Here is a 20165-nt window from a genome sequence, read left to right as displayed (position 1 = left end):
TCCTCTATGAAGCGTATTTATGTCGTTGCTATTCTATTAATATCTTTCTCTAGTTTTTCACAAACAATTTCAACATACGAAAGGCCACCAGTTTTTAATGAATGCGAATCAGAAGCTATTGATCAGTTAAAAGCCTGTTTTAAATTCACTTTAAACAATTTTATTTATAAGAACTTCAAGGTAGCCAATAGTGTTACTGAAGAAGAATACACAGGTGATATTCATGTGTTGTTTGAAGTTGATAAGGAAGGAATGTTTAACATCATTTATTTAGACGCAGCCTATCTCGAATTGAAAGACGAAACTGAAAGAGTATTTAAATTATTGCCGAAGATTACACCAGCAAAATATAATGGAAACCCAACTTTTGTCCAGTATAGTATCTCTATAGCTATTCCTTTAGTTGGACCTGTAAGGCAAATAGAAGATCCTTTTGAAGAGACTATGACAAAAAAAGATAGTCTTAACGCAACCCTATCAAATGAGTTTGATAAGGTGAATGCTGAATTAAAGCCTTATGAAGGTTTAGAATATTATAGTCAATTAAACATCCCTTTTACGCATTCCTTTTATGCGAGATTCGATGACGAAATGAATGCCATTGGAACCAATAGTCATACGGCAGCAAAACCGTTTATCTATAATGATGTATCAAAGTATTATAACATTAAAGCTGAAATAGAAAGTCTTGCAAAAGATACGAATTCATGGTTTGGTAGAAAGTTATATAACGAACATTTGGTTGAGGTCCAAGGTAAAGATTATTGGTTTACAGTAGATCCTATTTTAGATCTACAGGCAGGTGCAGACTCAGAAGGTGATGATGGTACCTGGAATAATACCAGGGGTGTTTTTATCCAAGCAGGACTGGGTAAACGATTTAATTTAACTGCGTCGGTTTATGAAAGTCAAGGCCGATTTGCAGATTATTTTAATGAATTTGCAGAAAGTTTAAAAGCATTTGGTCCAGATCCTGCGATAATTCCTGGTCGTGGTATTGCAAAGCGTTTTAAGGACAATTCATATGATTACCCTGTTGCAGAAGCCTATCTGTCATATACACCAGCAGATTTTTTAAATATTCAATTTGGTCATGGAAAAAACTTTATTGGAGACGGTTATCGCTCATTATTTCAAAGTGATGTTGCGAGTCCACATCCTTTCTTAAAGTTGAATGCTTCTTTTTGGAAAATAAAATATACCAGTACATGGATGTGGTTAAAAGATGTAAGGCCAGAGGTTACCGTAGATGGTGCATTTTTTACCAAGTATATGGCTAACCATTATTTAAGTTGGAACGTGTCTAAACGACTAAATATTGGTTTGTTTGAGTCCGTAATATGGGCAGATTCTAATGGAAGAGGTTTTGATATTAATTATTTAAATCCAATTATTTTCTTTAGAGCCATTGAGTTTCAAACGGGTCAGGATGCTGGTAATGCCATCTTAGGATTAAGTGGAAAGTATAAATGGAATAATAAGGTGAATATATATGGTCAGTTTATTCTAGACGAGTTTTCTTTAAGTGATGTCACTGGTGGTGACAAGAGTTGGAAAAATAAATTTGGATTTCAACTAGGTGCAAAATATTTCAATGCTTTTGAGGTAGATAATTTATTACTACAAGCAGAATATAATCAGGTAAGGCCTTATACGTATTCTCATAACTCAATTGTTTTAAACTATGCCCATTTTAATCAGCCAATGGCTCATCTTTGGGGTTCAAACTTTAGAGAATTAGTTTTAATAGGACGTTATAACTATAAAAGATGGTTTGCTGATGCTAAGTTCATAATCGGTCAACGAGGATTTGATTTTAACACTCCAGACGATCCTTTTAATTATGGTGGCAATATTTATGCAGATGAGGACAATCGAATTGGAGATACTGGTATTAAAATAGGTCAAGGAAATAAAACCAATAGTTTTATGACTGAAATTAAGGCAGGCTATTTGCTTAATCCAACTACCAATCTAAAACTCTTTACTAATATTATTTACAGAGATTTTAATCCAGAAGCTATCACAACATCTACTATGGATTCTAGAACACTTTGGTTTAGTATTGGAGTGAGGACGGACCTCTTTAATTGGTACAATGATTTTTAGGATTCTTAAGTAGTCTTATTTTTCTTTTTGAAATACTAATGAGAAAAAAGTATGAATTATTGCTTCATCAAGATTTTCCTCTTTTGTTGATGATTTAAACAAAAACATCAAAATGTTTAGTTTTCTGAAAATAATCATATAGATGATGTTGAAACGAGTTTAACTCATTTAAAAATATATAATCTTAAACTATGGTGTTAAGTAAAATTAAAACTATAGTCTAGCGTTGGTCAGAACCATTTTTCAAGTTATCTTTGCACTCGCTAAGAATAGGACTAAAATAAAACAGTTTGAGCAGCACAAAATCTTCGGTATCAACAGCTTCTGTGATAACAGATTTTAAGGAAATAACAAAAATGGGATTATCCCTAAGTGTTGTATTTTCCTCTATTGCCGGGTATTTTCTGGGTGCAGAAACTATTAGTTTCACAACACTTATCTTACTTTCATTTGGTGGTTACTTTATGGTTGGTGCTTCAAATGCCTACAATCAAATTATTGAGCGCGATCTAGATGCTTTAATGGATAGGACTAAGAACAGACCAATTCCTGCAGGTAGGATGAGTGTCAATACAGCTTTCATTATAGCGACTTCATTTACCATATTGGGAATAATAACATTATATATCATCAATCCTAAAACAGCGATGTATGGTGCAATATCAATTTTCTTATACACTAGTGTTTATACACCACTTAAGACTAGAACTTCATTAGCTGTTTTTGTTGGTGCATTGCCTGGAGCTATTCCATTTATGTTAGGTTGGGTTGCCGCCCGTAATGATTTTGGAATAGAACCTGGGACTTTATTTGCTATTCAATTTTTTTGGCAATTTCCACATTTTTGGTCTATAGGATGGTTTTTATATGAAGACTATAAAAAAGGAGGATTCTTTATGTTGCCAACAGGTGAGCCAGATAAAGGAACAGCCGTCCAGATTATAATGTATAGTGTTTGGACAATTATTGCTTCAATAATTCCGGTATTTGGATTTACAGGTGATTTAAAATTATCAATTGTAGGAGCTGTACTAGTATTTATATTAGGTATGGTGATGTTAGCGTATGCTTTTAGATTATTTAAACTACGAACAGTAAAGGCGGCGAAACAATTAATGTTGTCTAGCGTATTCTATATTACGATGTTACAAATTATATATGTTGCAGATAAATTTTTGAGATAGATGGATTTAACAGAAGGAACACAAGAAGAAAAAAGGGGAAGATCTAAAAAAATGATGTTGTGGTTTGGCGTAGGATCATTGATTATGTCTTTTGCAGCTTTAATAAGTGCTTTTATTGTAAGTAGAAAACAACGATTAGATAAAGACTGGTTAACTAATTACGAACTACCACAAGCATTCATAATTAGTGTATTTGTTATACTTATAAGTAGTATAACTTTTATCTTAGCCAAACGTGCAGTGAAACAAAATAAAATGCAATTAGCCACCATATGGCTTTTAATAACACTTGCTTTAGGAATTGCATTTATTTTTAATCAACTTGAAGGGTTTAGACAAATTATTGAATCTGGTTATAATTTTACAGGACCAACAAGTAATATAACAATGTCCTACATCTATTTAATTGCTGTTGTGCATATAGGACACGTTATTGCTGGGTTAATTAGTATCATTGTTGTTATTTATAATCATTTTAAACAGAAGTATAATGCCAACAATATGTTGGGTTTAGAACTGTCGGCTTATTTCTGGCATTTTGTAGACATACTTTGGCTTGTGCTCTTTTTGTTTTTATATTTTTTTAGATATATAATTTGATTATTTTTGTTCAATCTTAAAAATTAAATAATTTCTATGGATTCTACAGTAGCTAGTACTGGTACAGAAGGAAAAACTTGGGGAGGAGGTAATAGACCTCTGGGCGCAAGTTATGGTAAGTTGATGATGTGGTTCTTCATTGTGTCGGATGCATTAACATTTTCAGGATTCTTGGCAGCTTACGGCTTTTCAAGATTCAAGTTTATAAAAGAATGGCCAATTGCAGATGAGGTGTTTACTCACGTACCATTTTTACATGGTCAGGAGTTACCAATGATATACGTGGCCTTTATGACATTTATTCTTATTATGTCTTCTGTAACTATGGTATTAGCTGTAGATGCAGGTCATCACATGAATAAGGCTAAAGTGACTTTATATATGTTCTTAACCATTATTGGTGGGGCAATATTCGTAGGTTCTCAAGCTTGGGAATGGGCAACTTTTATCCAGGGAGATTATGGAGCTGTGCAAACTAAAGGTGGTAATATTTTACAATTTGGAGAGCTTGTAACTGTAGATGGCAAAGAAAAATTTAAACGAATTTCTATAGACGAGTTTGCGATGACTATTCCTGATGTCCGCGTAGAACATGAGCGAAAAAATGGCTTGTGGTTTAGGGAAGAAGCAAGCTTACCACCTTACAGCGTAAATGAGATATATGAAGGTTTAGAAGCTAATCCTAATATTTTAGTAAGATCTCAAATCATTAATGAAGAAGGTGAAAAAACTGTACTCTCAAGACAAGAATCTCTAAAACAAATAAAGGACAATGGACAATTAGTGGTTAAAGGAGCTAATCTTGTAGTTAACGAATACGGTACATCTTTATTTGCAGATTTTTTCTTCTTTATCACAGGGTTTCACGGATTTCACGTATTCTCTGGTGTAGTAATTAATATCATTATTTTCTTTAATGTTATTTTAGGAACCTACGAAAAAAGAGGAAGTTATGAAATGGTTGAGAAAGTGGGATTATACTGGCACTTTGTCGATTTAGTTTGGGTATTTGTATTTACATTCTTCTATCTGGTATAAAAAGCAATTAAGACTATATTATGGCACACGAACATAAATTAGAAATATTTAGAGGACTTTGGAAATTTAAGTCTAACACACAGAAAATCTGGGGAGTTTTAGTATTCTTAACTATTGTAACTGCAATAGAAGTTGTTTTAGGTATCTATAAGCCAGAATCATTAATGTATCCATTAATGACTCCATTTGAAGGTGGTTTCTTTGCAACCATTGGAAACATACTGTTTTCACCAATAATATATATGAAGCCTTTGAACTTAATCTTCATCTTATTGACGATTGTTAAGGCCTACTATATTACTTGGGACTTTATGCACATGCGTGATGAAAAAGGTAGCTTAAGAAAAATGGTAGTATGGACAGGTGTATTTCTTATCTGTTATTTAATCTTCATTTTACTACAAGAAGGAGGATACGTCTTTGAAGTTTACAATACTGATGATGCTCTTATAAAGAGAGATTTTTAAACGGATTTAATAACGTTAAATGATATTAAAAAGGTGGTTTTTCTAAACCACCTTTTTTATTTTTGCAGTATGAAAACAAATAACACAAAACGTAACATAGTTCTTGGAATTTTATTCTTTTTGCCAGTTGCGTTTCTTCTAATGTTATATCCTGCTAAACACAATTATGAGCCTTTAAATATTGTCAATTCTAAAGTCTTAGAAATTGATAAGTTTTATTCAGACATACAAGATACAATCAGGTTAAAAGATCATATTACCGTACTAGGATTTTTAGGTCAATCTCCTTTGAGCAATTCTATTGCAGCTTCTAATTTAAAAGAATTAGTATATGACAAGTTTAAGGGGTTCAAAAAATTCCAGGTAGTCATAGTTGTTCCAGAAGGTACAGAAAATGAAGTCAGTGAGCTCAAAAAAGAAATAAACACTTACGAAGATCTAAAATTTTGGCACTACATTTTTGGCACTCCAGGTGAAATTAAAATGTTTCATAATAGCCTAAAGTCTAAAAATAAATTATCTGCTAATTTATCTTCTCAAAATGTATTTATCGTTGATAAAGATTTGAATCAACGTGGACGAATAGATGGTAGAGAAAAGAAAGATATTGAAGCTGATAAGCCTGCATTTAGCGTGTATTCGTATAATATGATTGAGGTATCAGATATTAAAAACATGATGAGCGCTGATATGCGCGTGTTATTTACAGAATATCGCCAAAAACGAAAAGGTAAATTTGACGATTCTAATACAAGAAGATCAAAAGAATTAAATCAAAACAATGAGTAAAAAAATAAATTATTCATATATCGGTATAGCATTTATCGTTTTGGTATTTGGTGTAATATTTATTCCAAAAATTATAGATAGAATCGGTAATGACGATATTATTAGAGACGAAAGCAGAAGTAAAGATGTATCAACTGCCAGCGATAAGGAATCTAATAAAAGTGACTTGTCATATCTAATGATTAATGATCAGGCAAAGAAAGTTCCAGAATTTAGTTTCACAAATCAAGATGGAGAAACCATAAACAATGAAGATTACTTAGGGAAGGTATATGTAGTAGAATTCTTTTTTACAACATGCCCAACAATATGTCCTATTATGAATCGTAATTTAGTCGAAGTTCAAGAGGAATTTAAAGATTTTGAAAATTTTGGTGTGGCATCATTTACAATTACACCAGATATCGATACACCAGAAGTATTAAAGGCTTATGCAGAGAATTACGGCATTACAAATCCTAATTGGCATTTAATGACAGGGGAAGAATCAGCAATATATAAATTAGCAAACGAAGGGTTTAATTTATATACTGCTAAAGACGAATCCGTTGAAGGAGGTTTTGAGCACTCTGGGAATTTTGCACTAATTGATAAAGAAGGATTTATCCGTTCTCGAAAAGATGATTTTGGTAATCCAATAATCTTTTACAATGGTTTAATTCCTGAGTCTTTAGGCGTAGACGAAGATGGAATTCCGCAAGAAATTACAATATTAAAAGAAGATATAGAAAAACTGCTTAAAGAGTAACTATGAATACAACTGATTTAGAAAAAGAAAAGAAATACAATAAGTGGATTGTAGCCCTTTCAATTATAATTCCTGTTGCGGTAGCAGCACTTTTCGGAATTAATTTGAGGCGACTTGGATTTGATGTAGAACCACTTACTTTCTTACCTCCAATATATGCAAGTGTTAATGGTTTAACGGCCATAGTACTTATTACTGCTGTAGTCGCAATTAAAAAAAATAATAGAAAACTTCACGAAAGATTAATGAAGTTTGCCATTGGACTATCTGTTGCGTTTTTAGTAATGTATGTGGCGTATCACATGACGAGCGATTCAACGAAATTTGGAGGAGAAGGTCTAATTAGCTATGTCTATTATTTTATATTAATTACACATATTCTATTATCAATAGTAATAATACCTTTCGTGCTCATAACCTATGTAAGAGCAATTACAAATAATTTTGAACGCCATAAGAAAATTGCCAAAATCACATTTCCACTTTGGTTGTATGTAGCAGTTACAGGAGTTATTGTTTATCTAATGATTTCTCCTTATTACGCTTAGTTATGAAGCAAAAAATCATTTTATCTTTTTTATTCTTAGGCGGACTTTTAAAGTCTAATGCTCAATGTGCAATGTGCAGGGCAGTTTTAGAAAGTGAAGAAAGCCAGTCTGCAGCTGAAGGTATTAATGATGGTATCCTTTTTTTAATGATTGTACCTTACCTTTTAGTAGGCACAATAGGTTATTTTGTCTACAAGACATATAGTAAATCAAAAAAGACAAAAAATACTGAAGATTCAATGTAACAATATTACACTTTAATAGTCTATTCATAGGGGTTTAAAAAGCAAGTCTTAACAAATTCTTGGCATAAAACGAAAGGGAATTTCTTAAAATTACACTCATTAACCAGAAATGCTATGATAGAAATTAAGGATCTGCACAAGTCTTACCATATGGGAAGCAATTCGCTTCATGTATTAAAGGGTATTAACTTTAGTGTAAAAGAAGGGGAATTAGTTTCAATTATGGGGTCTTCAGGCTCTGGAAAATCTACATTACTCAATATTTTAGGAATGTTAGATGAAGCTGATAAAGGGAGTTATGTGTTAGATGGTGTGCCAATAAAAAATCTCAATGAGAAAGTAGCGGCTCAATACAGAAATAAATTTCTTGGATTCATTTTTCAGTCTTTTAATTTAATTAATTATAAATCTGCCTTAGATAATGTGGCTATGCCATTATATTACCAAGGGCTAAAACGAAAAGAACGTGTAGATAAAGCAATGCATTACCTTGAAAAAGTAGGCTTAGCTGAATGGTCTCACCATTTACCAAGTGAATTATCTGGTGGGCAAAAACAACGTGTGGCAATTGCAAGAGCTCTCGCAAGTGATCCAAAAGTATTATTGGCTGATGAACCAACAGGGGCTTTAGATTCGGTAACATCTCATGAGGTTATGGATTTAATACAAGGAATTAATGATGAAGGTAAAACAATACTCGTTGTTACTCACGAAGATGATATTGCACATATGACAAAGCGCATTGTTAATCTAAAAGACGGCGTTATAATTGATGATAGTCCAGTAAAACAAATTAGAGCAAAAGCACATGTTTGATATAGAACGTTGGCAAGAAATATTTGATACTCTAAAGAAGAATAAGCTAAGAACTATTCTAACAGGAATATCTGTAGCTTCAGGAATCTTTATTTTGGTAGTGCTTCTTGGCTTTAGTTCAGGTATACAGAACGGTGTTACTGAACAATTTTCAGGTGATGCAACAAATCGAATAAGCATCAGAACGCGCAGTACAACAAAAGGTTATAAGGGTCTTAATCCTAATCGTAGGATTCAACTAAAAAACGAAGATTTTTATACAATATCAGATACTTACGATGATTACCTTGAGTACAAATCTGCTGGATACTCTATTTGGGGAGGACTACTCAATTATAAAAACGAATCTGGTAATTACAGTGTTAGAGGTGTTTATCCAGATTTTCAATTTATTGAAAATGCACAAATGCTAGAAGGTCGTTTTGTAAATCAAGCTGATATAGAAGAATCTCGTAAGGTTATCGTTGTTGGAAACAAAACAAAGACCGAATTATTTAAAGGAAAAAGTCCTTTAGGAGAGCTCGTTTCTATTTATGGTATTAACTTTAAGGTTATAGGCGTTTATACAGATGCAGGTGGTGAACAAGAAGAAGGAAACGTTTATATTCCAATTTCTTCTGCGCAAATAGCCTTTAATGGTGGTGATCGTATTAGAGATATGACCTTTACCGTGGCCATGTCAGATAACTTGGATGAGGCACTAAAATTGTCAAATGGTTTAGTAGCAGGAATTGAACGAGATATTAAACAAAAATATATCATTGCACCAGATGATATGGCTGCAGTGAGAGTATACAATACCTTAGAGGAAGCTAAGAAAATCTATTCTTTAATAGATGTCATCAAGGCTGTATTTTGGTTCGTTGGTATAGGAACAATTATAGCAGGTGTTGTAGGTGTTGGGAATATCATGATTATTATTGTAAAAGAGCGTACCAAAGAGATAGGTATAAGAAAAGCCTTGGGAGCAGAACCATTTTCAATAATTGGGATGATTCTTCAGGAATCTATTTTTGTAACTATGTTTTCGGGGTTGTTTGGCTTAATTATCGGTCTCGGCTTATTAGAAATTGTAGGTCCAACCATAGAAAGCGATTATATTAAATATCCACAGGTAGATTTTAATACGGCTCTATTTACAGTATTCTTACTTGTGGCCGCAGGGACAATAGCTGGATTTATACCTGCGTACCGAGCGGCAAAAATAAAACCTATTGTAGCACTTAGAGACGAATAAGATGTTTAGTAAAGACCGTTGGAATGAAATATTAGAAGCTTTAACAGCCAATAAGTTTAGAACTTTTCTAACTGCATTCGGCGTATTTTGGGGTATAACCATTTTAGTATTGCTTCTGGCATTGACTAACGGATTAAAAAACGGCGTTGAGGCAGGTTTTAGTGATTTTGCAACAAACTCTATGTTTACCTGGGTGCAACGAACGTCAATATCGTATAAGGGTTTACCTAAAGGAAGACGCTTCAATTATAAGACAGGAGATATAGAGGCTATCAAAAATGAGTTTCCAGAATTAAAGTATGTATCACCACGAAATTCTTTAGGAGGTTATCGCGGCGGTAATAACGTTACTCGAGGAACAAAAATTGGTGCATTTCAAATTTATGGCGATTACCCAGAATTTATTAATCAGCTTCCAATGGACATTCTTCAAGGAAGGTTTATTAGTTATTCAGACATCAATTCAAACCGAAAGGTATGTGTAATTGGTGTTGATGTTGTACGATCTCTATATGATAAAGATGAAGATTTAATAGGCTCGTATATCAAAATTAATGGAGTAAATTTTATGGTTGTTGGCACATTTAAAAACCCAAATAGCCAAGGTGATAAAGAGGAAGAAGCAAACACAATCTACATCCCTTTTTCAACATTTAATCAAGCGTTTAACTATGGCGATCGTGTAGGTTGGATGGCTATTACGGCTCACGATCAGTTTAATATTACTGATGTCAAAGATCGTGTGTTTAGTTTTTTAAAAACAAGACATAGAGTACACCCTAATGATGAACGTGCGCTTGGGCATAGAGATATTTCTGAGCAATTTGCGAAAGTAAGTGGGTTATTTGCCATTTTAACAGTTGTCGGATATTTTGTAGGATCTCTTATTTTAATGTCTGGTATTATAGGTATTAGTAACATTATGCTAATTGTTGTAAAAGAACGTACAAAAGAAATCGGAGTTCGTCGTGCCTTAGGTGCGACACCATGGAATATAAAAGCTCAAATACTTCAAGAAAGTTTAATACTTACTATTTTATCAGGTATGGTAGGTGTTGCATTTGCTGGTGGAGTCATTTGGATTATGAACTATATATTATCTAATAATGGTCCAGTTGAAAATTTTGTAAATCCAAGTGTAGGAATGCAAGTTATATTTACTGCACTCACTATCTTGGTAGTTTCAGGATTACTGGCTGGGTTAATACCAGCAAATAGTGCTACAAAAATGAAACCTGTAGACGCTCTAAGAATAGAATAAAATAAATAATACTAATTAATACTAAGACAAGTACCAAACCAATGAAACGTACAACAACAGTAATTATATTAATCGTCATAGTCGCTGCCTTTTCAACAGCATTAATTTATTTGTGGCAGAAAAATCAGGAAGATCCGATAACATATACCACACAGTCTCCTTCAAATCAAACTATAGTTGTAAAAACTATGGCAACGGGAAGTATTGTGCCAAAAGAAGAGGTGTTAATTAAACCAAATATATCTGGTGTAGTAGAAGAAGTTTATGTTGAGGCTGGAGAATATGTGAATCAAGGTGATTTAATTGCACAGATAAAAGTAATTCCAAATGTTTCAAATTTAACCAGTGCAAAGAATAATATAGCTTCTAACAGTACAGCTTTACAGACCGCAGAGATTAACTTTAAAACTCAGAAGGCTATTTATGATCGTCAAAAAGAGTTGTTTGATAAAGGTGTTATACCAGCCAATGAGTTTGATCAGGTCAATAACACATATTTACAAGCAAAACAGCAAGTAGAGCAAGCAAGAATTAGCGTTACACAATCTCGTCAAAATTACGATATTATTAAAACTGGTACTACATCTGGCGTTGGAAATATTGCACAGACTCAAGTAAGAGCAACAGTTTCAGGTATGGTGTTAGATGTGCCTGTAAAAGCAGGTAACCAAGTAATAGAAGCAAATAATTTTAATGAAGGAACATCTATTGCATCCTTAGCTGATGTGAAAAAAATGATTTTTGAAGGTAAAGTAGATGAAAGTGAAGTTGGTAAAATTAAAGAAGGATTACCTCTTGAAATTACTGTTGGAGCAATTGAAAATGAAAAATTTGATGCAGTGCTAGACTACATTGCACCAAAAGGAATTGCTGAAAATGGTGCAATACAATTTGCAATTAAAGGAACATTAAAGCAAATTGACTCTACATTTATACGCGCAGGCTTAAGTGCAAATGCTTCTATTATATTAGAAAAGGCAGAAGAAGTCTTGGCCATTAAAGAAGCTTTAGTACAATATGATAAGGATACTAAAAAACCATATGTAGAAATTGAAGTTGGAGACCAGGATTTTGAAAGAAGAGACGTAGAATTGGGAATCAGTGATGGTATTTTTGTAGAAATAAAAAGTGGTATCACTAAAGACGATAAAATAAAAGTTTGGAACCAAATACAAGGCATGCCTAAATACGCTCAACAATAATTTTTAGATTTAGTGTAACATTTTAAGATTTATATAGACAAATAGACATCATGAAAAAATCAATCATAATCACATTACTTCTTTTTGGAGTATTGGCACAAGCTCAAAATAAAAAATGGACCCTTTTGGAGTGTGTTAATTACGCACTAGAAAATAATATTTCTATTCAGCAGTCAGAGTTAGATGTAGATTTAGCAGATATTGATAAGAGTCAGGCTGTTTCTAATTTTTTACCAAATTTAAATTCTAATGCATCGTATAACATCAATACTGGTGCAAACATTAACCCAGCGACTAACCAGTTTGAGAATACAACATTTAGATCAGCAAATGGAGGTGTTAGTTCTGGAATTAATATTTTTTCTGGTTTTTCAAATTGGAAAACATTACAAAGAGCAAAGATTAATAAAATTGCTTCAGAATATCGATTAGATAAAATGAAGGACGATATTTCGCTTTTCGTAGCGAATTCATTTTTGCAGATTTTGGCCAATAGAGAGCAATTAAAAGTACTAAAATCTCAAAACGAAGTAACTAAGGAAAATTTAAAAAATACACAAGATTTAGTAGATGCAGGTGTATTACCTCAAGGAGATCTTTTAGAGTTAAGAGCAACAGATGCAACACAGGCACAGCAAATTATTGCTGCAGAAAATGCTTTATTCTTATCTAAATTTGGTTTAGCTCAAATATTACAATTAACAGATTACGAAAATTTTGATATTGTAGATGAAGACTATGGATTAGTGGCTTCAGATATTTTAGAAAAAAAACCAGGTGAAATAGTAAATAAGGCAAAAGAGGAGATTAATGATGTAAAGATTGCTGAAACAAATTTTGAATTAGCTCAAAAAGATCTTGAATTGGCAAGGGCAAATTACTATCCAACTTTATCTGGTTTCGTAGGATACAATACGCGTTGGGCAAGTACACAAATCAATCCGTTTACGGGTGAGGATATTGCTTTTATAGATCAACTATATTTATTTGACGGTACTTCAGTAGGTCTAAGATTAAATGTTCCAATATTTAATAATTTTAATGTGCGTAATAATGTTAAGAGAAGTAAAGTTCAGGTTGAGCGCTTAAAGTACCAGTTAGAGCAGGCAGAACTAGATTTAGAATCTACAGTTTATCAGGCTTTTAATGACGCTAAGAACTCAAAGAAATCTTATGAAGCGGCATTACAGACAGAAGAAGCTAGACGCCTAGCATTTGAGTATGCTAAAGAAAGATATGATGTTGGCTTGTCTAACGCTTTTGATTTTAACCAATCGAGAACGGCTTATGAAAATGCACAATCAGATGTGGTGCGTACAAAGTATGATTATATCTTTAGACTTAAAATTCTAGAGTTCTACTTCGGATTACCAATAACCGACTTAAATTAATATAAAATGAGCAAAACAGTAAAAATTATCATTGGTATTGTTGTTCTTGCACTCGTTGTGATGATTGCAGGAAAATCAATGGGATGGTTTGGTAAAAAAGGCAATTTTAAAGAAGTTACTGTTAAAGAAGTAACCTTAAAAGATATTGTAGAAACGGTATCTGCAACAGGAAAAATTCAGCCAGAAGTTGAGGTAAAGATTTCATCTGAAGTTTCTGGTGAAATTTTAGAGTTGCCATACAAAGAAGGTCAAGAAGTACAAAAAGGTGATTTATTAGTAAAGGTAAATCCAGATTTAATTCAATCAGCCGTTAATAGATCTCAAGCAACATATCAAAATGTAAGAGCTGGTTTAGAGCAGGCAGAAGCAACATTAAAACAGGCTAAGGCAGATTACGATAGAAATAAAACACTATTTGATAAAGGTGTAATTTCTAAGGCAGATTGGGATAGAGCAATAGCTAATTACGAAACAGCACAAGCAGGTAAAAGCTCTGCTTACTATAGTGTTCAAAGTGCAGCAGCAACAGTAAACGAAGCTAAAGATAATTTAACAAGAACAACCATTTATGCACCAATGAGTGGTACAATTTCACTGTTAAATGTAGAATTAGGAGAACGTGTTGTGGGAACTCAGCAAATGGCTGGTACTGAAATTCTTAGAGTAGCCAACCTGAAAAACATGGAAGTGGAAGTTGATGTTAATGAAAACGATATTGTTAAAGTTCAGATAGGAGATTCTACCATAGTAGAAGTGGATGCTTATTTGAAGAAAGAATTCAAAGGTATAGTAACAGAGATTGCAAACTCAGCAGCTGGTAATTTGGCAGCAGATCAGGTTACAAATTTTAAAGTGAAAGTTAGAATCTTAGAAGAGTCTTATCAAGATTTAACCGAAGGAAAACCAGAATCGTATTCACCATTCAGACCTGGTATGACAGCCACTGTAGATATTATTACTCAAAAACGAAATGATGCAATAGCTGTACCTATTAGCGCTATTGTAATTAAAACTGATACCAGTTCTACTCAAAAACCTTTTGGTGAAATGGTACAGAATAATAAAGAATCAGAGGGTTTAGAAGAGCAAAAATTTGAATGTGTTTTTGTAAATAGTAATGGTACGGCAAAACTAAAGGTTGTAGAAACAGGAATACAAGATGACACTAATATTGAAATTGTTTCTGGTCTTAGTGAAGATGACGAAATTATTACAGGACCATACAATATGGTGTCAAAAAAATTGAAACCAGGAGATTTAATTGAGGTTAAAAATAAGAAACCAGAAGAATCCATCGAAGAAACTACTGAAGAATAAAAAACTTCAATCACTATAATGGCATTAGTGCTTAACATAGAAACCGCAACAACAAATTGTTCAGTCTCTCTATCTAAAGATGGAGAGACTTTAGTTTTAAAAGAGGATAATAGTCGTCATTATTCTCATGCCGAAACCTTACATTTATTTATTGATAGTGTTTTTAAAAAGACCAATATAAAGCCTTCAGAGATTGATGCTATTTCAGTGAGTAAAGGGCCAGGTTCTTATACCGGTTTACGTATAGGTGTTTCGTCTGCAAAAGGACTTTGTTTTGCGCTAAATAAGCCTTTAATAGCGATAGATACACTAAAAAGTTTAGCCCATCAAGTGATTGCTAATGATGGGTATATCATACCTATGCTAGATGCAAGACGTATGGAAGTCTATTCTGCTATATATAATTCTGATTTAAGTCAATTCAGAAAAGTTGAGGCTGAGATATTAACCGAAGAGAGTTATTTAAATTTATTAGAAAATCATAAGGTATATTTTATTGGTAGTGGTGTAGAAAAAACAAGACAGTTAATCAATCATCCTAAAGCAATATTTATTGATGGAAAACTACCATCTGCAAATGAAATGGCTCAGCTGTCAGAAGATAAATATAAAATAATCGACACCGAAGATGTCGCTTATTTTGAACCATATTATTTAAAAGATTTTGTGGCTTTAAAAAAGAAGGCTTAACCTTGTTTATGTATTTCTACTTGATGTGGATAAGGAATCTCAATACCTGCAGCATCTAGAGCCTCTTTTACATTTTCTGTAACTTCGAAGTAAACATCCCAATAATGTTCTGCATTACACCAAGGTCTAACCGCGAAATTCACAGAACTATCAGCTAGTTCTAATACAGTTACAGCAGGTGCTGGATCTTTTAATACTTTAGGATGAGACGTTAGTACATTAAGAATAACACTTTTAGATTCTTTGATTTCAGCATCATAACTTACGCCAAAGACTAAATCTACACGTCTTGTACCCTCTGTAGTATAATTAATAATGTTTCCGTTTGATAGTGCACCATTAGGTATAATAATTTCTTTATTAGATAAACCCGTTAATTTAGTAGTAAAAATTTCAATCTCTTTAACTACACCAATTTCTCCTTGAGCTTCAATAAGATCACCTATTTTAAATGGTTTGAAAATCATTATCAGTACTCCACCAGCAAAATTACCTAAAGAGCCTTGTAGTGCTAAACCAATCGCTAAACCAGCTGCAGCTATTATTGCCGCAAATGATGTTGTTTCAACACCCATAGTACCAAGAACGACTATAATTAAAACTATTTTTAAAATCCAGTTGATTAGATTTAAGAGGAATTTTTTTAAGCTTTCATCATACTCAGCTCTAGTCATGGCTTTCTTAATAGCCTTTATAATCAACTTTACAATCCAGCTACCAATAATCCAAATGAGAATTGCACCAATAACTTTTGGGCCAAATTCTACTATTAGTTCGTAACCTTTATCTATCCATTTTTGTGTATCCATTGCATATTTTTATTATAGATTAATAAATTTATTTAACTTCAAAAGTCAATTTAAGATTTACTCTAAATTCTGTTACGTCATCACCTTTTACAATTGAACTTTGATCCTGAACATAAACAGAACGAATATTTTTTACCGTTTTAGAAGCTTCCTTTACTGCTTTTTTTGATGCATCTTCCCAGCTTGTTTCTGAGTTAGATAATACTTCGATTACTTTTAATACTGCCATAATATTAAAATTTTATATGTTTATTCTTTTTAGAAACTAAAATTTCAAAAAGGTCCCTAACGTTAATCAATTTTATCCATTAATTGCATTGACAGTTATTGCATTATCGTTAAGCATTTCTTTTAGCATATTTTCTATACCGTTTTTTAAAGTAAATGTAGATGAAGGGCAGCCACTGCAAGCTCCTTGTAATAATACTTCTACTTTTTTAGTGTTTTCATCATAGGATCTAAACTCTATATTGCCACCATCACTAGCAACTGCTGGTTTCACGTATTCTTCTAAGATGTTCACTATATTTTTAGAGGTATCATCTAATGCTTCAAACTTCTTCTCAATTGCTTCTTCAGTTTTATTAAGTTGTTTTGGTGCGTCATTGTTTAAGATGGTTTTACCACTTTCAACAAATGACTTTATAAATTTTCGCAGTTGAAGTGTGATTTCTTCCCATTCAATAATATCAAACTTTGTAATTGAAATGTAGTTTTTTTCTATAAACACATTCTTTACAAATGGAAACTGAAATAGCTCTGTAGCTAATGGGGAAGGTTTCGCCTCTTCAATAGAACCAAACTCATATAGATTTGGCACTAAAACTTTGTTGCAAACAAATTTTAAAACACTAGGGTTTGGTGTACTTTCAGCATAAACAGTAACAGCAGCTTTTGGCTTAATTGCTACTTCTGTTACAACAACTCCGTCGTTAGATAAGTATTTTTCAATTTGCTCTGCTACTTCATCTTGCACGTCACTCCATTCTACAATATTATAGCGCTCTATGGCAACAAAATTAGATGCTATATATACTTTTTTAACAAATGGTAAATGAAATAATTGCTGTGCTAACGGAGAATTTTTTGCATCGTCAATATTGTTAAATTCAAAACTATTATGATCTGTTAAAAATCTATCAGCTTCAAACTTCAAAATCGTATCGTTAGAGGTAGGTATTATTGAAATACTTGTCTTTGGCATATCTTTTTTTTGCAAAAATATGAAATATCCATGTTAAACGTTCATCCTAAGAATAGGATTTGTAACTAAATTCTTAATTGAATTCATATAATTTGTTTAAATTTCGTGCTCGATAAAAATAGCAGTACAAATCAATCATTCGTATGCCTTGGTTTTAGTGTTATATAATTGAAGCTATTTTAAGTATGAAAAAGATCCTCTTTACCCTTGTCCTCATAATTTCGACTATCGGGTTTGCTCAAGATCTGTCCATGCAAAATGGGACGTTTACACGATGTGCTCCTGATAGATTCTTTGACTCAGGTGGAGCGTTCGGCCCATATGGCAATGATGAAAATTTTGTTACCACCATTTGTCCACAAAATGTTGGTGAATTTATTATCCTTGATTTTACCAGTTTTAGTACGCAAACAGGTTTGAATCAAGATATCATGAATATTTATGATGGTACTGATACCACTGCAACACTTCTTGGTTCGTATGATGGTCCTGTAGGGGCTTTCACTGTCAGTGCAACAGGTGCTAATGCATCTGGTTGTTTAACGATAGAATTTATTTCTGGTGCTTCAGGAAACACATTAGGCTGGGAAGCCGATATTCTTTGCGCAGTAGCTTGCCAGACAATTACAGCATCAATTGATACAGTACCATCTGAGAGTGCACCAAATGTTATAGAGATTTTACCTGGTGAAACTGTAGATTTTACAGGAAGTGCATCATTTTCAGTAGATGGAACAGGTGCAACTTACGATTGGGATTTTGATAATGGAAGTATAGATACTGGTACAAATGTTTCCAGTACTTATAACACTCCTGGAACTTATACGGTTACACTAACTGTAACAGATACAAATCCGGTTGGATGTGAAGGAATTACAACAGTGTCAATTATTGTATTAAATCCTATTCTTACTGTAAATAGTTCAGCCTACCCAGAATCTTCATTTTCTCCGGAGGAATTAATAGATAATGTTTTAGTTTCAGGTGGATGTTCTGCCGTAGATAATTTTTCATTTCAGGTTAATGGAAACCCTGAAGGTTTAGACACTAAAAGTTATGGGTACTTTACAAGAGGTGGGGCAACTAATTTTCCATTTGAAAACGGAATAATATTAACAACCGGCGTCGCGTCTCAAGCTGGTAATACAGCAAGTGGCTTTTTAGTGTCAAATGACAATAATCAGGCAGGCGATAATGATTTAGAAGCTGCATTAGGACAAGCGAATACAAATGACGCTACTTTTATAAAGTTCAATTTTATACCTACGTCTAACGAAATTAGCTTTAGGTATTTAATGGCTTCTGAAGAGTATGACGGAAGTACAGAATGTTCGTTTGCAGATAGTTTTGCCTTTCTTTTGAGAGAAGTAGGAACTGTGCCTTACACGAATTTAGCCGTTTTACCAGATGGTACTCCAGTGAGTGTAACCAATATTAATAACTCTGGCGTTTGTACAGATAATCCTGAATTTTTTGAAGGATACAACATTGGTGAAACAAACTATGGTGGAAGGACAAGTGTTTTAACAGCCTCCGCCACGGTTATCCCAAATACGGTTTATGAAATTAAATTAGTGGTTGCGGATCAAGGTGATTCAATATGGGATTCGGCAATTTTTTTAGAAGCAGGTAGTTTTAATCTAGGTGGTGATTTAGGTGACGATATTACTATAGCTGCTGGTACAGCAGAATGTGGTGGTAATGCAATTACTTTAGACACAGAGGCAACTACAGCAACGCATACTTGGTATTTTAATGGTGTGGAAATTCCTGGAGAAACTGGACCTACAATTGATGTAACTGAGTCAGGCACCTATTCTGTTGATGTTGAATTTGCAGTAGGTTGTGAAACATCAGATTCTATTTTAGTTGAATTTAGACCTAGTCCTGTAGCAAATGCAGCTCAAAATTTGGTGGTATGTGATACTGATGGAACTGCAGAGTTCGATTTATCTGAAAATGATGACGATATTTTAGGAGCTCAAAATCCGGCTGATTTCGTAATTACCTACCATTTAACGGAACAAGATGCCATTGACAACCTTGGTGCGTTACCTACCAATTATACAAATACAAGTAATCCTCAGACCATATGGGCTCGTATTGCAGATAATACTCAAGAATGTTTTGCTACAACGTTTTTTGAATTGCAGTTCACATCAATAATTATTAATAATGCAATTACTCCAATTGAGTTATGTGATGATGATACCGCTGATGGTTTTACGTCTTTTACTTTAACAGATAGAGATACAGAAGTAATTGGAACAAATACTGCAGCGGATGTATCAGTAACATATCACCTTACTGCTGGAGATAGTGATAATGGAGTAAATCCGTTACCTGTACCTTATACAAATACAACAGCATTTAATCAAACGGTATATGTGCGTTTAGAGAGAATTGACAATTCCGAATGTTATAATCTAACCACATTGGAACTTATTGTTAATGCCAACCCAACAGCCAACGCGACAACTCCCTTAGAGGTTTGCGACGATGATAATGAT

The 20165-nt window shown here is 33.3% G+C and carries 20 protein-coding genes; 17 read left to right on the top strand and 3 right to left on the bottom strand.

Going from position 1 to position 20165, the window contains the following annotated elements:
• The first annotated feature begins 6 nt into the window (after positions 1-6).
• The 16 genes from ACTG3Y_RS07630 to tsaB all read left to right on the top strand — a co-directional run bounded on the left by ACTG3Y_RS07630 (position 7) and on the right by tsaB (position 15642).
• Positions 7-2109 carry a gliding motility protein RemB gene (locus ACTG3Y_RS07630; RefSeq protein WP_439152333.1) on the top strand — a complete coding sequence of 701 codons (2103 nt, stop codon included), beginning with the start codon at positions 7-9 and terminating at the stop codon, positions 2107-2109.
• Positions 2110-2399: 290 nt separating this feature from the next.
• Positions 2400-3293: a heme o synthase gene (gene cyoE, locus ACTG3Y_RS07625; RefSeq protein WP_439152332.1), complete on the top strand. Its 894-nt coding sequence runs from the start codon at positions 2400-2402 to the stop codon at positions 3291-3293.
• A complete protein-coding gene (locus tag ACTG3Y_RS07620; RefSeq protein ID WP_439152331.1) occupies positions 3294-3893 on the top strand; it encodes a cytochrome c oxidase subunit 3 in 600 nt (199 codons plus the stop codon).
• Positions 3894-3929: 36 nt separating this feature from the next.
• Positions 3930-4931: a cytochrome c oxidase subunit 3 gene (locus ACTG3Y_RS07615; protein ID WP_439152330.1), complete on the top strand. Its 1002-nt coding sequence runs from the start codon at positions 3930-3932 to the stop codon at positions 4929-4931.
• A gap of 20 nt (positions 4932-4951) precedes the next feature.
• Positions 4952-5398, top strand: coding sequence for a cytochrome C oxidase subunit IV family protein (locus ACTG3Y_RS07610; protein ID WP_439152329.1), 447 nt, complete (start codon positions 4952-4954; stop codon positions 5396-5398).
• A gap of 69 nt (positions 5399-5467) precedes the next feature.
• Positions 5468-6187 (top strand): hypothetical protein, encoded by a 720-nt coding sequence (locus ACTG3Y_RS07605; protein WP_439152328.1) that lies wholly within the window; start codon positions 5468-5470, stop codon positions 6185-6187.
• A complete protein-coding gene (locus ACTG3Y_RS07600; protein ID WP_439152327.1) occupies positions 6180-6935 on the top strand; it encodes an SCO family protein in 756 nt (251 codons plus the stop codon). Before ACTG3Y_RS07605 ends, ACTG3Y_RS07600 begins: the two co-directional genes overlap by 8 nt.
• A 2-nt stretch (positions 6936-6937) precedes the next feature.
• Positions 6938-7483 (top strand): DUF420 domain-containing protein, encoded by a 546-nt coding sequence (locus tag ACTG3Y_RS07595; protein ID WP_439152326.1) that lies wholly within the window; start codon positions 6938-6940, stop codon positions 7481-7483.
• Positions 7484-7485: 2 nt separating this feature from the next.
• On the top strand, positions 7486-7728 hold the full coding sequence (locus tag ACTG3Y_RS07590) for a hypothetical protein (protein WP_439152325.1): 243 nt from the start codon (positions 7486-7488) through the stop codon (positions 7726-7728).
• Positions 7729-7842: 114 nt separating this feature from the next.
• Complete coding sequence (locus tag ACTG3Y_RS07585; RefSeq protein WP_439152324.1) at positions 7843-8544, top strand: ABC transporter ATP-binding protein; 702 nt, start codon at positions 7843-7845, stop codon at positions 8542-8544.
• Positions 8537-9781, top strand: a complete 1245-nt coding sequence (locus ACTG3Y_RS07580; protein WP_439152323.1) for an ABC transporter permease — start codon at positions 8537-8539, stop codon at positions 9779-9781. Before ACTG3Y_RS07585 ends, ACTG3Y_RS07580 begins: the two co-directional genes overlap by 8 nt.
• A gap of 1 nt (position 9782) precedes the next feature.
• A complete protein-coding gene (locus ACTG3Y_RS07575; RefSeq protein WP_439152322.1) occupies positions 9783-11042 on the top strand; it encodes an ABC transporter permease in 1260 nt (419 codons plus the stop codon).
• A gap of 41 nt (positions 11043-11083) precedes the next feature.
• On the top strand, positions 11084-12244 hold the full coding sequence (locus tag ACTG3Y_RS07570; RefSeq protein WP_439152321.1) for an efflux RND transporter periplasmic adaptor subunit: 1161 nt from the start codon (positions 11084-11086) through the stop codon (positions 12242-12244).
• Between the two features lie 50 nt (positions 12245-12294).
• A complete protein-coding gene (locus ACTG3Y_RS07565) occupies positions 12295-13635 on the top strand; it encodes a TolC family protein (RefSeq protein WP_439152320.1) in 1341 nt (446 codons plus the stop codon).
• A 6-nt stretch (positions 13636-13641) separates the two neighbouring features.
• Complete coding sequence (locus ACTG3Y_RS07560) at positions 13642-14952, top strand: efflux RND transporter periplasmic adaptor subunit (RefSeq protein ID WP_439152319.1); 1311 nt, start codon at positions 13642-13644, stop codon at positions 14950-14952.
• An 18-nt stretch (positions 14953-14970) separates the two neighbouring features.
• Positions 14971-15642 (top strand): tRNA (adenosine(37)-N6)-threonylcarbamoyltransferase complex dimerization subunit type 1 TsaB, encoded by a 672-nt coding sequence (tsaB, locus tag ACTG3Y_RS07555; RefSeq protein ID WP_439152318.1) that lies wholly within the window; start codon positions 14971-14973, stop codon positions 15640-15642.
• Here the strand turns inward: tsaB and ACTG3Y_RS07550 are convergent.
• From ACTG3Y_RS07550 to ACTG3Y_RS07540, 3 genes are all read right to left on the bottom strand, one after another.
• Entirely contained in the window at positions 15639-16451 is an 813-nt protein-coding gene (locus ACTG3Y_RS07550) for a mechanosensitive ion channel family protein (RefSeq protein WP_439152317.1), read from the bottom strand. The genes tsaB and ACTG3Y_RS07550 overlap by 4 nt on opposite strands.
• 28 nt (positions 16452-16479) lie before the next feature.
• Complete coding sequence (locus tag ACTG3Y_RS07545) at positions 16480-16680, bottom strand: dodecin family protein (protein WP_439152316.1); 201 nt, start codon at positions 16678-16680, stop codon at positions 16480-16482.
• A 72-nt stretch (positions 16681-16752) separates the two neighbouring features.
• On the bottom strand, positions 16753-17655 hold the full coding sequence (locus ACTG3Y_RS07540; RefSeq protein WP_439152315.1) for a NifU family protein: 903 nt from the start codon (positions 17653-17655) through the stop codon (positions 16753-16755).
• Positions 17656-17840: 185 nt separating this feature from the next.
• Here ACTG3Y_RS07540 and ACTG3Y_RS07535 point away from each other — a divergent pair.
• Positions 17841-20165: choice-of-anchor L domain-containing protein (locus ACTG3Y_RS07535; RefSeq protein WP_439152314.1), on the top strand; the 2325-nt coding region annotated here is incomplete at its 3' end.

It is taken from the genome of Winogradskyella sp. (assembly GCF_965656915.1).
GTDB lineage: Bacteria > Bacteroidota > Bacteroidia > Flavobacteriales > Flavobacteriaceae > Winogradskyella.
This window is presented reverse-complemented; position numbering and strand designations above follow the sequence as displayed.